Annotated in this window: 7 protein-coding genes; all 7 read left to right on the top strand. The window is 48.4% G+C overall.

Going from position 1 to position 21,126, the window contains the following annotated elements; genetic code table 11:
- The first annotated feature begins 283 nt into the window (after positions 1–283).
- Complete coding sequence (locus F3J22_RS18460) at positions 284–3,919, top strand: SusC/RagA family TonB-linked outer membrane protein (RefSeq protein ID WP_167019420.1); 3,636 nt, start codon at positions 284–286, stop codon at positions 3,917–3,919.
- 10 nt (positions 3,920–3,929) lie between these two features.
- Positions 3,930–5,420, top strand: coding sequence for a RagB/SusD family nutrient uptake outer membrane protein (locus F3J22_RS18465; protein ID WP_240155126.1), 1,491 nt, complete (start codon positions 3,930–3,932; stop codon positions 5,418–5,420).
- 102 nt (positions 5,421–5,522) lie between these two features.
- A complete protein-coding gene (locus tag F3J22_RS18470; RefSeq protein WP_240155127.1) occupies positions 5,523–6,359 on the top strand; it encodes a putative zinc-binding metallopeptidase in 837 nt (278 codons plus the stop codon).
- An 11-nt stretch (positions 6,360–6,370) separates the two neighbouring features.
- Positions 6,371–7,666, top strand: a complete 1,296-nt coding sequence (locus F3J22_RS18475) for a DUF4302 domain-containing protein (RefSeq protein WP_167019422.1) — start codon at positions 6,371–6,373, stop codon at positions 7,664–7,666.
- Between the two features lie 29 nt (positions 7,667–7,695).
- Positions 7,696–16,611 (top strand): right-handed parallel beta-helix repeat-containing protein, encoded by an 8,916-nt coding sequence (locus F3J22_RS18480; RefSeq protein ID WP_167019423.1) that lies wholly within the window; start codon positions 7,696–7,698, stop codon positions 16,609–16,611.
- An 18-nt stretch (positions 16,612–16,629) separates the two neighbouring features.
- Complete coding sequence (locus F3J22_RS18485; RefSeq protein ID WP_167019424.1) at positions 16,630–16,968, top strand: T9SS type A sorting domain-containing protein; 339 nt, start codon at positions 16,630–16,632, stop codon at positions 16,966–16,968.
- Between the two features lie 16 nt (positions 16,969–16,984).
- Positions 16,985–21,112: a PKD domain-containing protein gene (locus F3J22_RS18490; RefSeq protein ID WP_167019425.1), complete on the top strand. Its 4,128-nt coding sequence runs from the start codon at positions 16,985–16,987 to the stop codon at positions 21,110–21,112.
- Positions 21,113–21,126 lie beyond the last annotated feature (14 nt).

Genomic DNA, 21,126 nt, shown 5'->3' on the forward strand with positions numbered 1-21,126 from the left:
ATGCCCACAACAAATCTAAAGCTTGTCCCATCCGATATTTCAGGGGATGTATATGTTGTTTTAACAGGGATGTTATTTAGATGCTATTGAGAATTTATCAACCAATTTTAAATACAAGGACTAATATGAAAACACGACGCGCTATCTCTTCCTCAAGCGGATAGGAATCCTGATTATATCTCATTAAAAGCTAACTGCAATGCAGCAAACCCGCTATTGCCTAGTTCTCACAAGGAGCCGGAACGGGAACCTATTACCCTTAATGTCTATACAACTCTGAATTATGGTGAAGAAAATCCGACACATTGTTTATTGTCTGGCCCTGCTGCTGACAAGCCTTTCGGCAAATGCGGCCACGCAGGACCTGCTGGACAAAAAAATTTCGATTCAGCTACGCGATGTGTTGCTTCGGGATGCGCTCGAGAAAATCAGCTCCGTGGCAGAAGTATCATTTGTATATACCAGCAATGATGCACTCAATGCCAATAAGGTAACGCTCAATGCCAACAATGAAAAGATAGGCGTACTCCTGTACAAGATCCTGTCGCCCTACTCGCTGTCATTTAGTGTGATGTACGATCGCATCGTTATCCGGAAAGACAATCGCAACAACAGTATCCCTACAGAAATTTCCTCGAATGTATGGAAACTGCAACCACGCACCGTAGATGTAAAAGGTGCGGTGACCGATGCTAAAAACGAACCGCTGCCCGGCGTTACCATAGTGGTGAAAGGCACCAGCCGCGGCGTAGCCACCGATGCCAAAGGTGAATTTGAACTGAAAAAAGTAGGCGCTGATGCGGTACTTGTTTTCAACTTCACCGGCTATAAAACAGAAGAAGTACCAGCTTCCCAGTTTGCAGGCGGCCATCATATCGTTACCATGAAAGAAAAACCTACTCACCTCCAGGAGGTGGTCATTACAGGCTTTCAGAGTATTGATAAGAGTAAATTCTCCGGGGCGGCCACCCGCCTCAAGGCAGAGGATGTACGCATCGATGGCTTGTCGGATGTAAGCCGTATGCTGGAAGGACGTGTGGCCGGCGTGGCCATCCAGAATGTCAGCGGTACCTTCGGCGCCGCTCCCAAAGTACGTGTACGCGGTGCTACCTCCATCAATGGCGACAACAAACCACTCTGGGTAGTAGACGGCGTAGTACTGGAAGATGTGGTGAACATCAGCAACGACCAGCTCTCCAGCGGCGACCCTACTACCTTGCTGGGCTCCGCAGTAGCCGGACTCAACTCCAACGATATCGAAAGTTTCGATATCCTCAAGGATGCTGCCGCTACTGCTTTATACGGGGCCCGCGCCATGAACGGCGTGGTGGTGATCACTACCAAAAAAGGTAAGGCAGGCCGTCCCATGGTTTCCTACAGTGGCAACTACAGCACACAGCTTAAGCCTGATTATAAAAATTTTAATATCATGAATTCTGCACAGCAGATGTCTGTGCTGGCAGAACTGGAAAGAAAAGGGATACTTACTTCCGATATCCTTTCCCGCGCCGATAACGGCGTTTTCGGGAAGATGTATGAAAGTCTGAATGCCGACCAGTGGGGCCGCTTCCCATTGCAGAATACCCCGGAAGCCCGGAAGGAATTCCTTTTGCGCTATGCCAATGCCAACACCGACTGGTTTGGCCTCCTGTTCCGTAATAACTTCGTACAGGAACATTCGCTCAGTATCTCCGGTGGTACCGATCGTTCACAGTCTTATTTCTCTACCAGCTACTTCAGTGATAATGGCTGGACGCTGGCAGATAAGGTAAACCGCTATACACTCAACTACCGCAATACCTATAAACTCTCTGATCGCCTGACCACCAACTTCTCCACGCTGGCCTCTGTGCGTCAGCAGCGGGCACCGGGTGCGCTCACCCGTAGCAGCAACCCGGTAGAAGGAAAGTACGACCGCGATTTTGATATCAACCCATTCAGCTATTCCCTGAATACCAGCCGTACGCTCACTGCCTACGATGATAACGGTAACCTGGAATTTTTCAGAAGAAATTATGCACCATTCAATATCATCAACGAACTGGAAAATAATTACATCAGCCTCAATATGATGGACCTCCGCCTGCAGGGCGACCTGGCCTGGAAGCTGACTAAAAATCTGCGCTATGAGTTTACCGGTGCTATCCGCTATGTAAAATCTTCCCGTGAACATCAAATCACAGAGAAGTCGAACATGGCCAATGCCTACCGTGCTGCCGACAACGCCACCATCGCAGAAAACAACCGCTTCCTCTACCGCGATCCGGACAACCCCGATGCACAGCCGGAAGTAGTACTGCCCTATGGTGGTTTCTACAACCGCACAGAAGACCAGCTGGTAAACTACGATTTCAGGAATGGACTGAACTACTCCGATACCTTTAACGTAAAACATCAGCTGAACGTGCTGATAGGCCAGCAGGTAAAGGCCGCTGACCGCCAGACGGCCAGCAACACCGGTTACGGCTACCAGTATGATAATGGCGGCCAGCCATTCCTGGATTATAAGATCCTGAAGCAATCTATCGAGAGCAATTTTCCATACTACGCGATGAGCCGCGACTTCGACCGCTTTGCGGCCTTCTATGCCACGGCTAACTATGCATTTGATCATAAGTATAACGTAACCGTTACCGGCCGTTATGATGGTTCCAACAGACTGGGTAAATCCAGCAAAGCCAGGTGGCTGCCTACATACAGCGCCGCCGCTTCCTGGAACATCGAGCAGGAGCCATTTATGCAGCAGCATACTAAAATTGACTACCTGACATTACGCGCCAGCTATGGTCTTACCGCCAGCATGGGCCCTGCCACCAATTCCAATATTGTATTCCAGACGGTCAATACCAAACGTCCGCATTTATCAGAAGTAGAATCTGTTATCCAGCTGGCGCACCTGCAAAATGATGACCTCACCTGGGAAAAATTATATACCACCAACATCGGTATCGATGGAGGCCTGTATAACGGTCGTATCAACTGGTCGATTGATGCGTATACCCGTAAGAGTTTCGACCTCATAAGCAAAATAAAAACATCCGGTATTGGCGGCGAGCTGTATAAAGCCGCCAATTACGCGGATATGGACTCAAAAGGAATGGAAGTGATGATCGGTGGTGAACCAATCCGTAAAAAGGAGTGGGGCTGGAAAACCAATGTGACCTTCGGTTATAATACCAACAAGATCACCAACGCGAAGAATATCCCCGCCATTTTTGACCTCGTTGTTGCAGAAGGGGGTAACCTCCAGGGCTATCCGGTGCGCAGCCTGTTTTCTATCAAATACCAGGACCTGTCGCACTACGAAGGAATCCCTGACTTCATCAACGAAAAAGGAGACCTCTCCAACAACGTCAACCTGCAAGACCTCAGAACAGGTTACCTCGTATATGAAGGCCCGGTAGATCCGCCTATCACCGGCGGTTTCTCTAACACCTTCCGCTACAAAAATCTCTCCCTGAATATTTTCCTGACTTATCAGTGGGGTAATAAAATCAGGCTGAACCCGGCCTTCAAAACGGCCTATTCCGACCTGGATGCGATGCCTAAAGAATTCTACGACCGTTGGGTAACCCCCGGTGATGAATCCAGAACGAATGTGCCTTCCATACTGGATGTATTTGAGCAGAGCCTGATATGGGGAAGCTATCCCTATAACAACTACAACTACTCCACAGAGCGTGTGGCCAAAGGTGATTTTGTACGATTAAAAACCGTTTCGCTCACCTATAACCTGCCTGCCGGTTTTGCAAAGAGAATAGGCTTCAACAGCCTGTCTTTCAGCGGAGCGGCTATCAACCCGTGGCTGATCTATGCAGACAAAAAACTGCAGGGTCAGGATCCTGAATTCTTTAACTCCGGTGGTGTGGCACAGCCTATTCAAAAGCAGTTCACCTTTTCTGTAAAAGCCGGCCTCTAAAAACTCAATCATGAAAATGAAAAATACAACGTACAGCTATCAACGTAGTAAATGGGGTAAAGCTGCGCTGGGATTGGCAGCCATCGTATTGCTTGCCGGTGGTTGCAAAAAATTCCTGGAACAGCAGCCAGACAGTACCTGGACAGACCTGGATACGCCTGCAAAGGTTTCCAAACTGCTGGGTACTGCTTACCCGCAATCCAGCTATATCGTCATGTGTGAGTCGAAATCGGATAATGTGGAAGATAAAGGAGTAGGGGAGCTGGAGAAGCCCAATAGCAACAGTTTCCTTTTCCAGGATGTGGAATCGGTGGAAGAGGATTCTCCTGAAGCCTACTGGGCAGCAGCCTATGCTGCCATAGCCGCCGCCAATCAGGCGCTTGTGGCATGTGCTGCCGCCACAGACACTACCAAATACCAGGCGCAGAAAGGGGAGGCACTCGTAGCCCGTGCCTACGCACATTTTATGCTGGTTAATCTTTTCTCTCAAATATACGATCCGGCTACCGCCGGCAATCAGCCAGGTATTCCCTATGTGACAACACCTGAAACAGTGGTCAATAAACAGTATGAGCGGAAGACAGTTGCCTATGTGTATGAGATGATAGAGAAAGATCTGCTGGCAGGTCTCCCGCTCATCAAAGACGATGCCTATACCGTACCACGCTACCATTTCAACAGGGTTGCTGCCAACGCTTTTGCATCGCGTTTCTATCTCTTTAAAAAAGATTATACAAAAGTGCTGTACTATGCTGATCAGGCATTTCCCGGAGAACAGCTGGCCATGCATATGCGCCCCTGGAATACCAAGTATAGCAGCATGTCGCCGGCCATGATCCGCGACCTCTATAACAATGCAGCGGAAGATGCCAACCTGCTCATCGCAGAAACCAAATCGCTGGCAGGCAGATATATAGGCCGCTACCGCTACGACCTCAGCTGGAACAAAGAACAGGAAATCATCGGCAGCAATATTACCGGCGGCAGGTATGCCTATCCCGTGTACTACTATGGTACGCAGGATTACTTCGTGCCCAAGGCCACAGAATATTTCGTGAAAAATTCTGTGAACGCCACCATCGGACAGCCTTATATGATGAACGTACTGTTTACCACGGAAGAGGTGCTGTTTAACCGCGCAGAAGCCAATGCCAATATGGGTAACGCGGATGCGGTAATAAAAGACCTGAACCTCTTCGCCAGCAAACGTATTACTAACTACAACGCCACTACGAATAATATTACCCTGGCCAAAGTAAAACAATACTATGGTGTAAGTGATGATAAAGCAGCGTTGACGGCCGCCATACTGGATTTTAAACGTGCAGAATATGTACAGGAAGGAATGAGATGGTTCGACATCCTGCGTTATGGCATAACGGTAACACATACCACCAGGGATGGCCATCAGCTGGTACTGGCGCCGGGCGATGATCAGCGTACGTTCCAGCTGCCACAGTCGGTCGTTAACAGCGGCCTCGAACTGAACCCAAGAAAATAAAATATCTGTCAACCAATATCTGGTAATACTATGATAAGAATTAAATGGCTCCTTTTCATGTGTACATTTTGCTGCCTGCTTTCCTGCAACAAAAAAGATGACATGAAAATCATCAATGATATCCCCGGCCTGGGCGGTGATACATGGAAAGCGTCGGTGCTGGATAAATACCTGTACGACACACTTACCGTGCCTTTCAATATCCAGGTGAAATATAAATGGGACCAGTTCGAATTTGATGTAAGTAAAACACTGGTGCCGCCTAAAGAAGAAAAAGTTATTCCTGTTATAGAGTCTATCCGCAAGGTATGGATCAGCACCTATATCGCTGAAACAGATTCCATATTCATGAAGAAGTTCTGTCCCAAGTTCATTATCCTGTCGGGCAGCGCCAGCTGGAATTCTAATGGTACGATCACCCTCGGTACTGCCGAAGGTGGCCGTAAGATCGTGTTGTACCTCATCAATGAATTCCGCACCAAAACAATGGATGGCTATCAACTCGCTGATTCTGCTACGGTGAAGCAAATGTTTCATGTAATAGAGCATGAGTTCGGACATATCCTGCACCAGAATGTGATGTACCCGCTGGAATACAAGCGAATCAACCCCGGACTCTATACCGGTAACTGGAATAATATTTCAAACAAGGAAGCCAACCAGGATGGATTTGTTACTGCCTATGCCATGTCAGCTTTTGATGATGATTTTGTGGAGATGGTATCTACCATGCTGGTAGAAGGTAAGGCGGGTTTTGACAAGATAGTGAACGGCATTCCTGCCGGTACCAGCAGCAGCGGCACTACGCAGGCTGCGGCCCAGGCAATGCTCCACGCAAAGGAAGCCATCGTGGTAGACTACTTCAAGAAAACCTGGAAAATAGACTTCTATAGTCTGCAAACCCGTACCAGAACAGAAATCGAAAAATTACTGTATTAAACCAACGAAGGATGAAAAAACTCATAACCTGTATACTCATTGGCATGGCAGCACTTTCTGCCTGTAAGAAAAATACAGACCCCATTTTCGATACCTCTCCTGACGACCGCCTGCGCGATACGCTCAACAAATATCAGCAGGTGATTATGTCGGCGCCCTATGGCTGGGAAACAGTGATATTTCCCAAAGGGGGAGGAGGCTATACGTTTTACATGAACTTCACGGATAGCAACAGGGTACAGATGTATGCCGATTACAGCACCGCATCCCTGCAGGAAATGAAGGAAAGCAGCTGGCGATTGAAGGCATTGCAGCAACCGAGTCTGCTCTTCGATACCTATTCCTATATCCATGTGCTCAGCGATCCGGATGCAGCTATTAATGGCGGCTATTATGGCGCCGGCATGGTGTCCGATTTTGAATTCGGACTCGCCGGCATTTCCGGTGATACCATTCTGCTGCGTGGCCGTTTTAATCACACCCTCGCCTATATGGTGAAGGCAACCAAAGAAACGCAGGATGCCTATAATCAGCATAAGGTGGTGCGCCCGCTGAGTGATATGCATGGTATGCAAACCTTCTTCCAGCGGCTGACAACTTCCGAAGGACAATATGATATTCAGATCAATCCCGCCGGGCGTTCCATCGCTGTTGGCTGGGTGGATAACGGAAAATATGTATTACGCGCCAGCAGTTTTGCCTTTACCGGCAGTGGCATCGTAATGGCTAACCCGTATGATACCAGCAATAGCAAATTCCCTTTCCATAGCATAGAAAATGTAGTATGGGGCAACAAATCCTTTACCTGTACACTGGATGGTAAAAGCGCAACGGTAACAGAAACAGCGTTGCCGCTGGTAGTAGATAAGGAAGCGCCGATGAAATGGTACAATGAAGCTAAAGATGCCGGCTCTTACTGGCAGTCTTTTTCCGGCTGGCATGTCAACGGTGTGGAGGATGCCTATTCCATCACGAAGTATACCCGCTTTTATTCGCTTGCGTACTGGCCTGCATACCAGGATGACATAGACCTGATGCCATTGATAGTAGTTAATGCAGCGGGTACCAGTGTCACAATAAACTATGGTGTAGGTATGGAAGGCCCGCCAACCGTGGATAATAATGGCTTCATGCATTTCAGCCTGTATGGTTACCTGGGCACCAAACCCTCTCCTGCAACTTATATCAACAACACGGAGAATAAATTTTACGATGCTGCAGGGTTTTATTTCGTGCAGCTCCAGGCTGGCTATTACGCACAGGTAAGCGCAGCAGATGGTAAAGCATGGGTTATATGGCAACGCTAATTGTATTGAAAATTCCCAAATAAAATGAAATGAAAAAATTTACAATCACACTCCTTACCAGTCTGTTTTTGCTGATAGCCTCCCGGCTATCGGCACAAACGGATATCCGTATTGGGAACGACATATCCGGGAATACCTATTCCGGGTACCCGTGCCCGTTACAGGACTATTACGAGGGGTCCAAAGCCCAGTACCTGATCCTTGCATCAGAGCTCAGGGCCGCAGGAATGGTGGCCGGAGATATTTCCGGTATGAAAATAAATGTTATCAATAAGAATGGGGTTGGTGTTATTGAAGGGTACAGCATCAAGCTGGGTACCACCACGGTATCTACCCTTTCGGCCACCACCTGGTTGCCTGTATCGTTTACAGGAAGGCCTGCTGCGGATTATTCCCCTGTTCTCGGGTGGAATACTTTTCAGTTTACCATGCCTTTCCAATGGAACGGAACAGATAACCTGGTGGTAGACATCTGTAACGGACAGAATCCCATGCCCGATGGTACCTGGTATACCGAAAATCCGGAAGTGCCATATACCACCGGCCTGAGCTTCAATGCGTCGCATACCTACCGCGTTGATAATACGGATGATGTCTGTTCCACCACCGCTACTTCCAACAGCGGTGATCAGACAACCAGGCCGAACCTCACCTTCATCTGGACTCCGGCAACAGATTGCGCCGGTACACCAACGGGTGGTACTGCCAATGCAAGTGCCAGCTTTGTTTGTGGTGGTAAATCCTTCGACCTGAGTATTACCGGCTCCACGGTTGCAAGAGGTATTAAATACCAGTGGCAGCGTTCTGCCGACAACAACACCTGGGCGGATATCCCCAATGATACCCTGGGCCTTGCTACAGAGAAACAAACTGCTACCAGTTACTATCGTTGCAGGATTACCTGTACCAATAGCGGTATGGTGTCTTACAGTACTGCGGTGCTGGTGACTTCCCCGGTACTGGTGCATGGTACTAATTTTACCATCAACAAAAACCTGCCTACCGGCGGTACTAACTTCGCCTCTTTCAATGATGCCTACCAATACATGAAATGTGGCATCGACGGGCCTTGCGTGTTTGATGTGGTTGCCGGCAGCGGTAATTACAATGAACAGCTGGTGTTTAATGCTATACCAGGGGCTTCCGCAGCTAATTATATCGTGTTTAACGGCCACGGGGATACGTTGACCTATAACTGTACTTCCGCCAACAGGGCCATCTTAAAACTTGACAATGCAGCGCATTTTACTTTCAGTGGATTAGTGTTTAAACCCCAACAGGGAACAGGTACCACCTACGGATGGGGTGTACATATCCTGAATAACGCTGATACCAATACTATCCGTAACTGTACTTTCATATTGGATACCGCCAGCACAGCAAGTAACTATGCCGGTATCGTGATCTCTACTTCTACTACTTCTCCTACCACTACCGGCGATAACAGCTGCGACAGCCTCAGCATCATCGGTAATACCATCTTCGGGGGCTATTACGGTATCACCGTAATGGGCAGCTCCAATGTGCCTAACAGCAATGTGCAGATTAAAAACAACAAGATTACAGACTTCTACTACTATGGTATCTACTTCGGTGGCGCTTCCCTGCTTACCGTTGCAGAAAATACCCTCAGCAGGCCTGTAAGACGTACTGTTACCACCTTCTATGGTATCTATGGCTCCGGCCTCAATACCCGATGTAAAATCACCCGCAACACCATCACCAATCCTTTTGGTGCGGTGCCAACAAATACCAGCTCTTTCTATGGTATCTACCTGTCTAACGTAGATACCTATACGACGCTGGAAAATGAAGTCAGCAATAACCTGATCTATAACCTGACCGGGGTAGGTACTACTTATGGTATCTACAACAGTGGTTCAGATAATAACTGGTTCTATCATAATACGCTGTCTATAGACGGTGCTTCTACCAGCACCACTACGTACGGGCATTATGGTTATTATCAGTCCGGACAGACAGACGGTGTTGAGTTTAAAAACAACATGGTGTCTGTAACCCGTTCCGGTGGCGGTGCCAAGTACGGTATCTATATCAGTACGGCCACCAGTACCATTATCTCCAATTACAATAACTACTATAATCCAGGTACCAGCGGTACTAATTTTGTTGGTTACTGGGGGGCGGCAAAAGCTACGCTCAACGACTGGCAGGGGGCTTCTTCGCAGGATGCCAAATCCTACACGACCAATCCTTTGTTTACCAGTCCGGCTACCGGCAATTTCATACCCGCCAACGCCAGCATTGACAATAAAGGAACACCTTTGCCGTCGGTTACCATCGATATCCTGAATCAGCCGCGCAGTACTACTACGCCTGATATCGGGGCTTTCGAATTTACACCGCCGCCTTGTACCTCACCACCTACGCCAGGCACTACAGCGGTAGATAAATCGCCGGTATGTGCAGGTACAAAGATCGCACTGAGTCTGACAGGTAATTCTACCGGGTTAAGTCAGACCTACCAATGGCAGTCAGGCACCGCAGCAGCAGGGCCGTTTACCAATATCGGCCAGCCACTCACCAATCCGGATACTATCTTCGCGGTAAATGCATCCGCTTATTATCGTGTAGCCGTAACATGTAGTGGCAACACTGCCTACAGTACACCGGTAAGTGTAGTCGTAAACCCTGCACTGGCGGCCGGTACCTATACCATCAATAAAACACAACCTAACTCCGCTACCAACTTCGCTACCTTCAACGATGCCAAAGCAGCCATGAACTGCGGTATCGGCGGACCGGTTGTATTCAACGTGGTACCGGGCACAGGTCCATATAATGAACAGCTGATCCTGGATTCTATCCCGGGCACCTCTGCCATCAACACCATTACATTTAACGGTAACGGTAATACGATCGCCTACACAGGGCAGATCACCGATGAAAGAGCTACCATCAAACTACGTGCAGCCGATCACGTTACCTTCGATAGCCTGGTGATTGATGCGCGCGGTACCAACTACGGTTATGGGGTGCATATGCTGAAAGATGCAGACAGCAATACTATCAGCCGTTGTGTGATCATCACGGATACCGTTTCCACTTCTTCGAACTATTGCGGTATCGTGGTGAACGGAATAGACGGAGGTACCACTACCAGCACCAGCAACAGGTGTGACGGGGTAGTGCTGAAAGGAAATACCATCCGCGGTGGTTACTACGGTATCCTTATCTATGCAGAAGGTACCAACTACAGCAAAAATGATTCTATCGTTAATAATACTGTTCGTGACTTCTACTCAGATGGTATCAAAACCTATTATCTCCAGAATGGAATAATAGACAGAAATAATATCTACAAGACAGGTCGTCCGAACGAAGCATCCACTGTATATGGTATCTCCCTGGATTATTCCAGCGGTGCCAGTGTGGTGAGCAATAACAGGGTCCATAACCTCCATGATGGCGTATCCGGCAGTACCAACGGCGCCTATGCCATCAGGGTATATTACAGTACCGGAGATGCCAATGCACCTGTTAAAGTATTTAATAATGCTGTATACAATATCTATGGTGGAACCGCTTATGGCATCTACGATTATTATGCTAATTATGTAGATTATCTGCATAATACCATCGTACTCGATGATAATAACGTACCTACTACTTCCGCCTATTATGGGTTCTACCATTCAGGTACAGTATCAGGCATTAACCTGGTCAATAATATCTTTAAAGTCAGCAGAGTAGGTACCGGCGTGAGATATGGCCTGTATTATTCTACTGCGGCGATGGTGAAATCTGACTATAACGCTGTATTTGCGAAAAATTCCGGTACCACTGCTTATTGGGGTTATTCCGGTAATAATATTGCCACGCTGGCTGCCTGGAAAACGGCTACCAAACTGGATAGTAATTCCATCAGTATAGAACCTGTGTTCCAGGATGTGACCACTGGTAGTTTACAGCCGGTGATTTCTCCGCTGGATAATACCGGTAAGCCGGTGGGTATTGCAAAAGATATCCTGAACATTACCAGGAGTACTACCACACCGGATATAGGTGCATTCGAAATATCCGTTCCGGATTGCGTACATCCGGTAGTGCCGGGTACTGCTGTGCTCACGCCTAACACGCCTATTTGTATGGGCAATTACGTGCGCCTTGATCTGAACGGCAACAGCACCGGCGGTCACCAGACCTACCAATGGCAACGGGCTGTCAGTGCAACAGGTGTATGGGAAACATTTACGGATCCGCAGTTTACACCAGTAGCCAGCACACCGGTAACTACTAAAAAGTATTTCCGTTGTATGGTAATCTGCGGCGGCACTGATACGGCTTATTCTACCGTTGTCATGGCCACCCTCAACGATCCTTTGCTGAAAGGAACCTATACCATCAACCCGGCACTGCCTACCAGTACCACTAACTTCCAGACCTTTACCGCAGTAGCTTCCAAGCTGGAATGCGGTATCGCAGGAGCTGTTGTGTTTGAAGCTGCCAGCGGCACCTATAATGAGCAGGTAACCATGCACTATGTTCCTGGTGCATCCGATACAAGCAGGGTGACCTTCACCAGTGCCACCGGCAATGCTGCAGATGTTATCCTGACCTATGCCGGTACATCCGCATTGAACTATGTGCTGGATATGGATAGTACGAGCTATGTTACCTGGAAAAATATCACGGTAAAACCAACAGGTACCACCTATGCACGTGCGATCATGCTGGATCGTGGCGCAGGCTACGACAGTATCCGCAACATGGTGATTACACTGCCTGTAACAACGACTACCAGCAACAACAGCAGTGGTATTTACGCCAATGCAGTATATGGTAAACAAAACGTCATCATCAACAATACCATCAGTAACGGTTCTTACGGTATCTACTGGAATAGCAGCAGTAGTCCGCGTACCCCGAGCCTGAATATCGATAGCAATACCATTACTGCTTCACGTGATTATGGTATCTACGCCTACTACAGTGCCAATACCAGCATCTCCGGTAACAAGGTTACCATGAATGCCTCTCAGGGTGCAACGCAGTATGGTATCTATACCAGCTATAACGATACCTCACTGACGGTGGCGAGAAATAAAATAACGATTACCAATGCCGCCACCAGGGCTTATGGTCTGTATCTCTATTACCCGAATATCTATGGCCCTAAAGCAAATATTTCTGCCAACCAGATTAATATGCGCGGAAATACCAATGATGTTTATGGTGCTTATTTTTATGAGGGAGATGGTTGTAATATCGTTAATAACGTAATCAACGTTCAAACGTCCGGTACCAATTCCTACGGTTTGTACAGCTCCTACAGCAGTACTACCAACATGTTCAACAATACGGTGCTGAACAGCTCCAAAAGTACAACAGGTAGTAACTATGCTGCCTATTATACCACATCTTCCAGTGACGGCGGACTGAAACTGAGAAATAACATCTTCGCACACGACAGCAGCGGACGTGCTTTATATCTCAGCAATGCCACCTATATCAATGCGGACTACAATACCCTGTATACGAATGGCGCCGCGCTGGTACGCCAGGGTACTACGGATTATACCAGCCTTGCTGCCTATCGTACTGCTACCAACCTGGAAACGAGTGGTATCGTTTATAAACCTGCATTTGTCAGCAATACCGACCTGCGTCCGGATGTAAACAATCCGGAAGTATGGGCTATCCATGGCCGCGGTGTACAGGCAATCGATAATGGTGTGGATATCAATGGTGCACATCGCCCGACAATACTGACGGAAGGGGTGCCTGATATGGGTGCGTATGAATTCTACCCGGCAGTGATACCTCCGGTATTGCCTGCTACACCTGCTACACCGGCAGCAGGTACCACGCAAACCTGGATGTTTGGTACAGATACCGTGGCTAAAATAACCTGGAGACCAGGTGTGGCCGTACCAACGGATATGACTGTACGCAGATATTCCGGTGTGAAACCACCAAACGTGCCGAAAGATTCTACCTATATGTATTTCTATACAGATGTAGATGCGAATCCTTCCTCGGATAAATGGGAATTTGAATATAAACAGTTCTATGTAGACTCCTGGCAGGGCTTTATCAAGCGGGAGAAGAATATCAGACTGGCCATGACGGATACCGCTAAGGTATGGTCTACCGATACACTGAGCACAGTGGATATTGTGACCAATGTTATTAGAGACAGCAGTCTGCATTACCTCGATCTCTTTACCGGTCTGGAAGCCAATACCACGCCTGTTAAGCAGATCATCTCAGCGCCGGATAGTTCCAACAGGGGAACACAGTTCTGGGTAGCATACGGACATCACCAGTTTTTTGGAACCAACAATTTACAGGAGATGGTGCTGTACCTGAATGCCCAGGATTCCGCCAATGTAACGGTGCGTATCAATGGTACTTCATGGGAGAAAATCTACCATATACCTGCCAATACCACCATCACCTCCGACCTTATACCTAAGCTGGGTCTAAACGACGCCCGCCTGTTGGATGAAGGATTGTCTGACAGAGGTATCAGCATAGAAAGTGATGTACCTATTGAAGCATATGCACATATCTATGGCAGTGCATCTTCCGGTGCCACCATGTTATTGCCGGTAGGAACCTACGGTTATGACTATGCCACTTTACAGTCGTACCAGGAATACGACAATAATTGTTACTCCTGGTTATACGTAATGGCCAACTATGATAATACCACAGTAGAGATTACGCCTACCGTGCCTACTTTGGGCGGACGTACACCTGGTGTGCCATTTACCATCACCCTGCAACGTGGGGAAGTATACCAGGTATTAGGCGCCATTCAATCCGGTTCGGTAGGATATGACCTTTCCGGCAGCCACGTAAGGTCAGTGAAGAATAGTGCAGATGAATGCTGGCCAATAGCCGTATTCTCCGGTAGTAGTCGTACTACCCTTGGATGTAGCTCTTCTGCGGGTTATAGTGGCGACAACGCCATACAGCAAAACTTCCCTTCACAGGCATGGGGCAGGAAATACCTGACTTCTCCATTCTCGAAGGCTGCTGCTGCCAACACCCAGCTGATGAGCATCTACAGGGTACTGGTGAAAGATCCGAATACCATCGTGAAAGTGAATGGTGTCAGACAAACGAACCTGTCGCCAAATAAATACTATGAATGGGAAAGTACTACCGCTGAAGTTATTGAGGCAGACCAGCCGGTAATGGTGGCGCAGTACATGTTATCTTCCAGCGTATGCGGCAGTAACAGCTCACTGGACGGCGACCCTGAAATGATCTATCTCAGCCCGGTAGAGCAGGGTGTCAAAAAGATCGGCGTATACCGTAATACACAGGAATCTATCACCGTGAATTATCTCAACGTGATCGTACCTACGAACGGTTTAACATCACTCCTGATTGATAACAGTAACGTGTTCGACTATACGTACCCGCATCCGAATGCGCCGGGATACAGCGTGGTAGTAAAACGCTGGGGAGCAGTAGCCGGGCCTACCAAAGTAACGTGCGACTCTGCATTTACCGCCATCATCTATGGTGAAGGCAGTGTAGAAAGCTATGGTTACAACGCAGGTACCCTGGTGAAAAACCTCAATATCCTGAATTCATATACTAACGTCAACAACCCTACGGCATCTTCCAATTCCTACACCTGCGCCAAAACACCGTTCCGCTTCTCAATGCTGATACAGGTGAAGCCGGATGAAATCAACTGGAAGCTGAGCCAGGTGCCAAACCTGAAGCCACATGCCGATGTAATACAGACCAACCCGGTACCAAAAGACAGCATCAATGTAGATGGTAAGATTTACTACCGCTATGTGCTGGACAGCGAATATGTATTCAGTGCACCCGGACTGTACTATGTACCAATCCGTATCACGCACCCGGTGTTTGAAAGCTGCAGCAATACCTTCGAAAGTATGTTGCAGGTGAAGGTAATCCCTGCGCCGGTAGTGACGATCACACCGAACTATAACAACTGCCTGGAGGATATCGCCACCTTTAACGGCGACGCACATACGAGCAATGGTGTAGGCATCGCTTCCTGGAAATGGGACTTCGGCGACAGCACTTACGCCTACTCAAAAGATACCACCAAGCTGTACAAGACGCCAGGCACCAAACAGGTGAAACTGAGCATCGTAGCGGCGGAGGGATGTATCGGTGATACCACCGTTCCGGTAGATGTATTTGCCCCTGTTACCGTTGTGCTGGTGAAAGATTCCATCATGACCTGCCAGGGTACTGATGTTACCTTCGAGGTGAAAGACCCGCAACCAAACGCACAGTACAACTGGTACGATGCCGCCACCGGCGGTAACCTGGTACATTCAGGAACAACATTCACGATCACCAATATTCCGCACGACACCACCCTGTATGTAGAAGGTGCCAGCCAGGGATGTACCGGCGGCGCCAGAGCAAAAGCAGTGGCGGTGGTGACACCACAGCTGACCAAACCGGTGCTGAAGCTGGATTCTATCGGCGTGCACTACATGCACTTTAAATGGAATGCCGTGCCTTTTGCAACAGGTTACCTCGTATCAACAGATGGTGGTATTACCTGGGTGAACCCATCCAGTGGTCCGGAAGGAACAACGCATGAACTCAACGGTCTTGAACCTGCGTCAGACCACTCCCTCCTGGTGAAAGCCCTGGGCTGTGCCGACCAGGTTTCTGATCCTGCGGCAGGTAAAACATTACCGGATGGCATCTTCATACCTAACACCTTCACGCCAAATAATGATGGTAAGAACGATGTGTTGCTGGTATATGGATATATCATCAGGGATGTACACATGAGCATCTTCAACCAATGGGGTGAAAAAGTTTTTGAATCAGTGGGTCAGCAGAAAGGATGGGATGGAACATACAAGGGTAAACCGTTGCCTTCGGGTGCATACATCTACGTATGCCGTATTACCCTGACGGATGGCACCGTGACAGAGAAGAAAGGAGTTATTAATCTGGTCCGCTAACAGTTAAAATTTTTGACGATGAAGCGTATCCTTTTAATCATCATCAGTGTATGGCTGTTCAGCGCTCCGGCGCTGGCAGCCGGCCACTGCTGCCTTCAGGGAATAGATAGTATCCGGGAAAGAAACCGGCCCCTGAAAGTTTTTCCCAATCCGGTACAGTCACACTGGACAGTACAGGGATTGAAGGCAATCCAGCAGATGGCCCTGTATTCCATCGGCGGACAGCTGCTGAAATACTGGACACCCAACAGCAAACAGGCTGCCATGAGTACTCCTGAACTGGTAAACGGAACTTATCTCCTGAGGGTATCCTTCGCAGATGGTACCAGTGCCAGCCAAATCATTCTCAAGCAATAACCCTGATCACATGCATATGAAACAGATCATCTACCTCATTCACCGAACCATCGCCTCCTGCGGGAGGCCATGGCTGGTGTTACTACTGTTAGTGTTGCAGTTCGTGGCCATTAAAAGCCAGGCCCAGAATCTCTCCAATAAGGGTAAGGAATTCTGGGTTGGCTACGGACTTCACCAGTACATGGAGCCAGGTCAGGCCAATGATCAGCAAATGGTGCTGTACCTGAGCGCTGATAAGCCCGCCAACGTAACCGTATCTTATGGACCTACCTACTCCAAAACCTATAGTATCCCCGCCAATACTGTGATCGCCTCCGATCTTATCCAGAAAGCGGGTGTAAACGATGCCAGGCTGTATTCACCGCCACCGGCTTTCGGTGGTACCGGTGGAGAAGGTACTTTCGTTAATAAGGCCATCCATATCGTCAGCGATGTGCCTATCGTTGCCTATGCGCATATTTATGCCACTGCCTCCTCAGGCGCTACCATGCTCATGCCCGTGGAAACATGGGGATACTCCTATATTTCTGTGAATAGCCAGCAGTACTACGGTAATAACTGCTTCTCCTACATGTTTGCTATAGCCAAAGAGAATAATACGGTGATTGAAATTACACCTGCAGTACCTACTCGTAACGGCCGCCTGCCAGGCGTACCATTTACCGTGACACTGAACAAAGGAGAGCTCTATCAGCTGGTAGGACAACTGGATGGCGGTCCTAACAGCTCCAAAGGGTATGAACTCACCGGAACCACTATTAAATCTGTTGCCAACGCCAATGGCGAATGTTTTCCGATAGCTGTATTCTCCGGCAGCAGCCGTACCGCTATCGGTTGTGGTACAAACGGATCCAGCGGTGATAACGATATCCAGCAGGTCTTTGGTTACGAAACATGGGGTAAACGCTATCTGACGGCTCCTACCGCAGTAGATAATAACCCGATGGGACGCCAGAATAATATCTATAAAATCGTTGTAAAAGATCCTGCTGCCAATGTTTATAAAAATGGGGTGCTTTTCCCTAAAACTGCCTTACTACGCAATTCTTACTATGAATATGTTAGTAATACGGGAGATTATATAGAGTCTGATAAACCGGTGCTGGTAGCCCAGTATATGTCGTCTGCAGGTTCCTGCAACAATACAGGCGGCCTTGGCGACCCGGAAATGGTATATATCAGCCCGATTGAACAGGCGATTAATTCTGCAGGGTTCTACCGGAATACCATGTGGGGTATCACGGTAAATTATCTCGCCCTGGTACTGCCTAAAGATGGACTGAAATCCTTATTGGTAGATGGCTCCAATACCATGGATTATGTCTACGACCATCCCAACCGCGCGGGATTCTCTATCGCTATCAAGCGCTGGGGCGCCACCACCGGGCAGTCGAGGGTAACCTGCGATTCCGCCTTTGTCGGAACGGTATACGGCCTGGGTTCTGTGGAAAGCTACGCCTATAACGTGGGCACACTGGTCAATAACCTCAATGCCGTAGGGGCCATACACAACCAATACGATACTTCAAAAACACAGAATGATTTTACCTGTACAAATACACCGGTAGAACTGTCGATACTGATGGCCTACCAACCTACCAAAATGGTATGGAAACTCAGCACCCTGGCAGGTGTCATGACCCCTGCCGCAGACGTTACCGACCTGGCGCCTGTTACAAAAGGACAGGTAATGGTAAAAGGTATTCCCTACTATAAATATACCCTTCCCGGCACCTACACCTTCAATACACCGGGAAGCTATGATATCACGGTATTATCTACGCACCCCAGTATTGAAAACTGTAACAATACAGAGCGCGTAGGGTATACCATCGAAGTAAAGAATACACCTGGTAAGAAGCTTACCATTGATTATTCCGGATGTACACTTGATACCATTACGTTAAGGGGAGATACCAGTATAGCAGATAATAAAAAACACCGCTGGTACTGGACCTATCCGGGTAATGTGAAAGATAGTGGTCAGACGGTTTATAAATTGTTCCCCGCAGGTACTTCAAATGTAAAACTACTGGCCATCAGTGGCGACGGATGTCTGGCAGATACCGCATTTGACATTACGGCCTATCCTAAACCCACTGCCAGCTTCAGCGCTGATGTTACAGCGCTGTGTGCTGGTGGCAATGTGAAATTTACCGATAACTCTACCTTCAACGGCAGCAAGCCAATAGGGCAGTGGTACTATAGTTACGGCAATACCACGCTGAAAGACAGTACCGGCCTGCCGCTATCACAACCATTTAACACGCCGGGTACCACTACGGTAAAACATGTGGTCAAAGTAAGTGAGCAGTGCGTCAGCGATACGGTGACAACACAGGTTAGCGTATATGCGATACCGGTAGCGGCGTTCAGCTCACCTACAGCTTGTATCGCCGCCGATGGTATCGTACAGTTTACCGGCACGCCTACCATCAGTGATAATACAGTTATCACTACACATGCCTGGAATTTCGGTGATGCAGCTGCCACACCAGCGAATCCGAATACCGCCGCAGTGCAGAGTCCTGCGCATACCTACGGCAGCGCGGGCACCTATACAATCAGGTATTCCGTTACTACCGATAAGGGCTGTACGAAAGATTCTGTACTGACGACAAAATTCAAATTCAAGCCTAAGCTGAGCTTTGCTGCACTGACACCTGTATGCCAGAACATTACAGGAACGCTGAAAATTGATAAGGCTGCTGTGCTCAACGGGGTAACAGGTACAGGCGTTTATAAAGGCGCCGGCGTAGATGCTGCCGGTAACCTGACACCTGCCAACGCCACCGTAGGCACCAATACCATCTGGTATGTATTTAATACAACGGATGGCTGTGCCGACTCCATTTCCAGCAGTATTGTCATCAATCCAAAGCCACTGGCCTCCTTTGCGGCATTGCCTGCATGCCTGGGCGCCGCAGTGACAGTTTCGCCTGCCAATCAACCGGGAGTTGCCAGCTACAACTGGAACTTCGGTAATGGTAACACCGCATCATACACCAATGCCAATCAATTCGCTGTTAATTATACCAAAGACTCCACCTGGCAGATTGCCCTGGCAACTACCAGCAACATGGGCTGTATCAGTGATACCTTCAAACAGACAGTTACCGTATATCCGTTACCGGTAGCCGGATTTACCAGTCCGCAGAAAGTATGTATGCCGGATGGTACTGCTGCCTTCACCAATAATTCTACGTTGAAAGGTAATGGTAACCTCAGCTACGCCTGGAACTTCGGCGAAGCCGGCGGGACATCTTCGGATAAGGATCCTGTCTATCATTATAAAAACTTCGGCCCGGTAAACGTATCCCTCACCGCTACTTCTGATATGGGTTGTGCCAACAGCATAACGCAGCTGTTCAGCGGGTTCTTCGGACAACCACAGGCTGCCTTTGCAGTTGCTCCCGATACTTTATGTCAGGGTACGGATAATGTTTTCACAGATAAGAGTACCGACAATACCAGCAATATAACTTCCTGGAGCTGGCAGTTTGGCGATGGTACTACCTCTTCTACCCAAAACCCGACGAAAAAATATACGGACCCCGGAGAATATGGTGTACAGCTGCTGGTAGAAAATGCGGCCGGTTGTAAATCCGCACCATTCAACAGCACGGTGATCGTATACCTGCAACCGGTGATAGATGCAGGGCCTTCGTTTACAGTTACCCAGGGTACGCTGATCCATTTTCAGCCTACGGCCAATGACTCTGTGAACCTGCTGTTCCGCTGGGAGCCGGCAGCTGATTTTCCAAACCCTAACAGCTTCGCGCCACAGCTGGTAGCCATGAAAGATGGAGAATATACGCTCACGGCTATAGGAAAACATAACTGCTCTGCCTCCGATAAGCTAATCGTGAAAGTGCTCAAGCCGGTGACACCACCAACTGCATTCTCACCAAACGGCGATGGTATCAACGATACCTGGATCATTAAAAACCTGAGCGACTATCCCGGTGCTACCGTAGAGGTGTTTAACCGCTATGGTGCAAAAGTATTCTCCAGTAACGGCTATAATACGCCATGGGATGGTACTTCCAAAGGTGGAATGCTGCCGCTGGGAACATATTACTATGTCATCCGGCTGAAGAATGGATTCCAGCCGCTGACAGGCTATGTGGCGATTCTGAAATAACACACTAACACTAA

The organism is Chitinophaga sp. Cy-1792 (assembly GCF_011752935.1).
Lineage (GTDB): Bacteria > Bacteroidota > Bacteroidia > Chitinophagales > Chitinophagaceae > Chitinophaga.

Bases quoted from the DNA above. Each gene is read 5' to 3' on its own strand.
- F3J22_RS18460 (WP_167019420.1), top strand. From the start codon at position 284: ATGGTGAAGAAAATCCGACACATTGTTTATTGTCTGGCCCTGCTGCTG.
- F3J22_RS18465 (WP_240155126.1), top strand. From the start codon at position 3,930: ATGAAAATGAAAAATACAACGTACAGCTATCAACGTAGTAAATGGGGT.
- F3J22_RS18470 (WP_240155127.1), top strand. From the start codon at position 5,523: ATGAAAATCATCAATGATATCCCCGGCCTGGGCGGTGATACATGGAAA.
- F3J22_RS18475 (WP_167019422.1), top strand. From the start codon at position 6,371: ATGAAAAAACTCATAACCTGTATACTCATTGGCATGGCAGCACTTTCT.
- F3J22_RS18480 (WP_167019423.1), top strand. From the start codon at position 7,696: ATGAAAAAATTTACAATCACACTCCTTACCAGTCTGTTTTTGCTGATA.
- F3J22_RS18485 (WP_167019424.1), top strand. From the start codon at position 16,630: ATGAAGCGTATCCTTTTAATCATCATCAGTGTATGGCTGTTCAGCGCT.
- F3J22_RS18490 (WP_167019425.1), top strand. From the start codon at position 16,985: ATGAAACAGATCATCTACCTCATTCACCGAACCATCGCCTCCTGCGGG.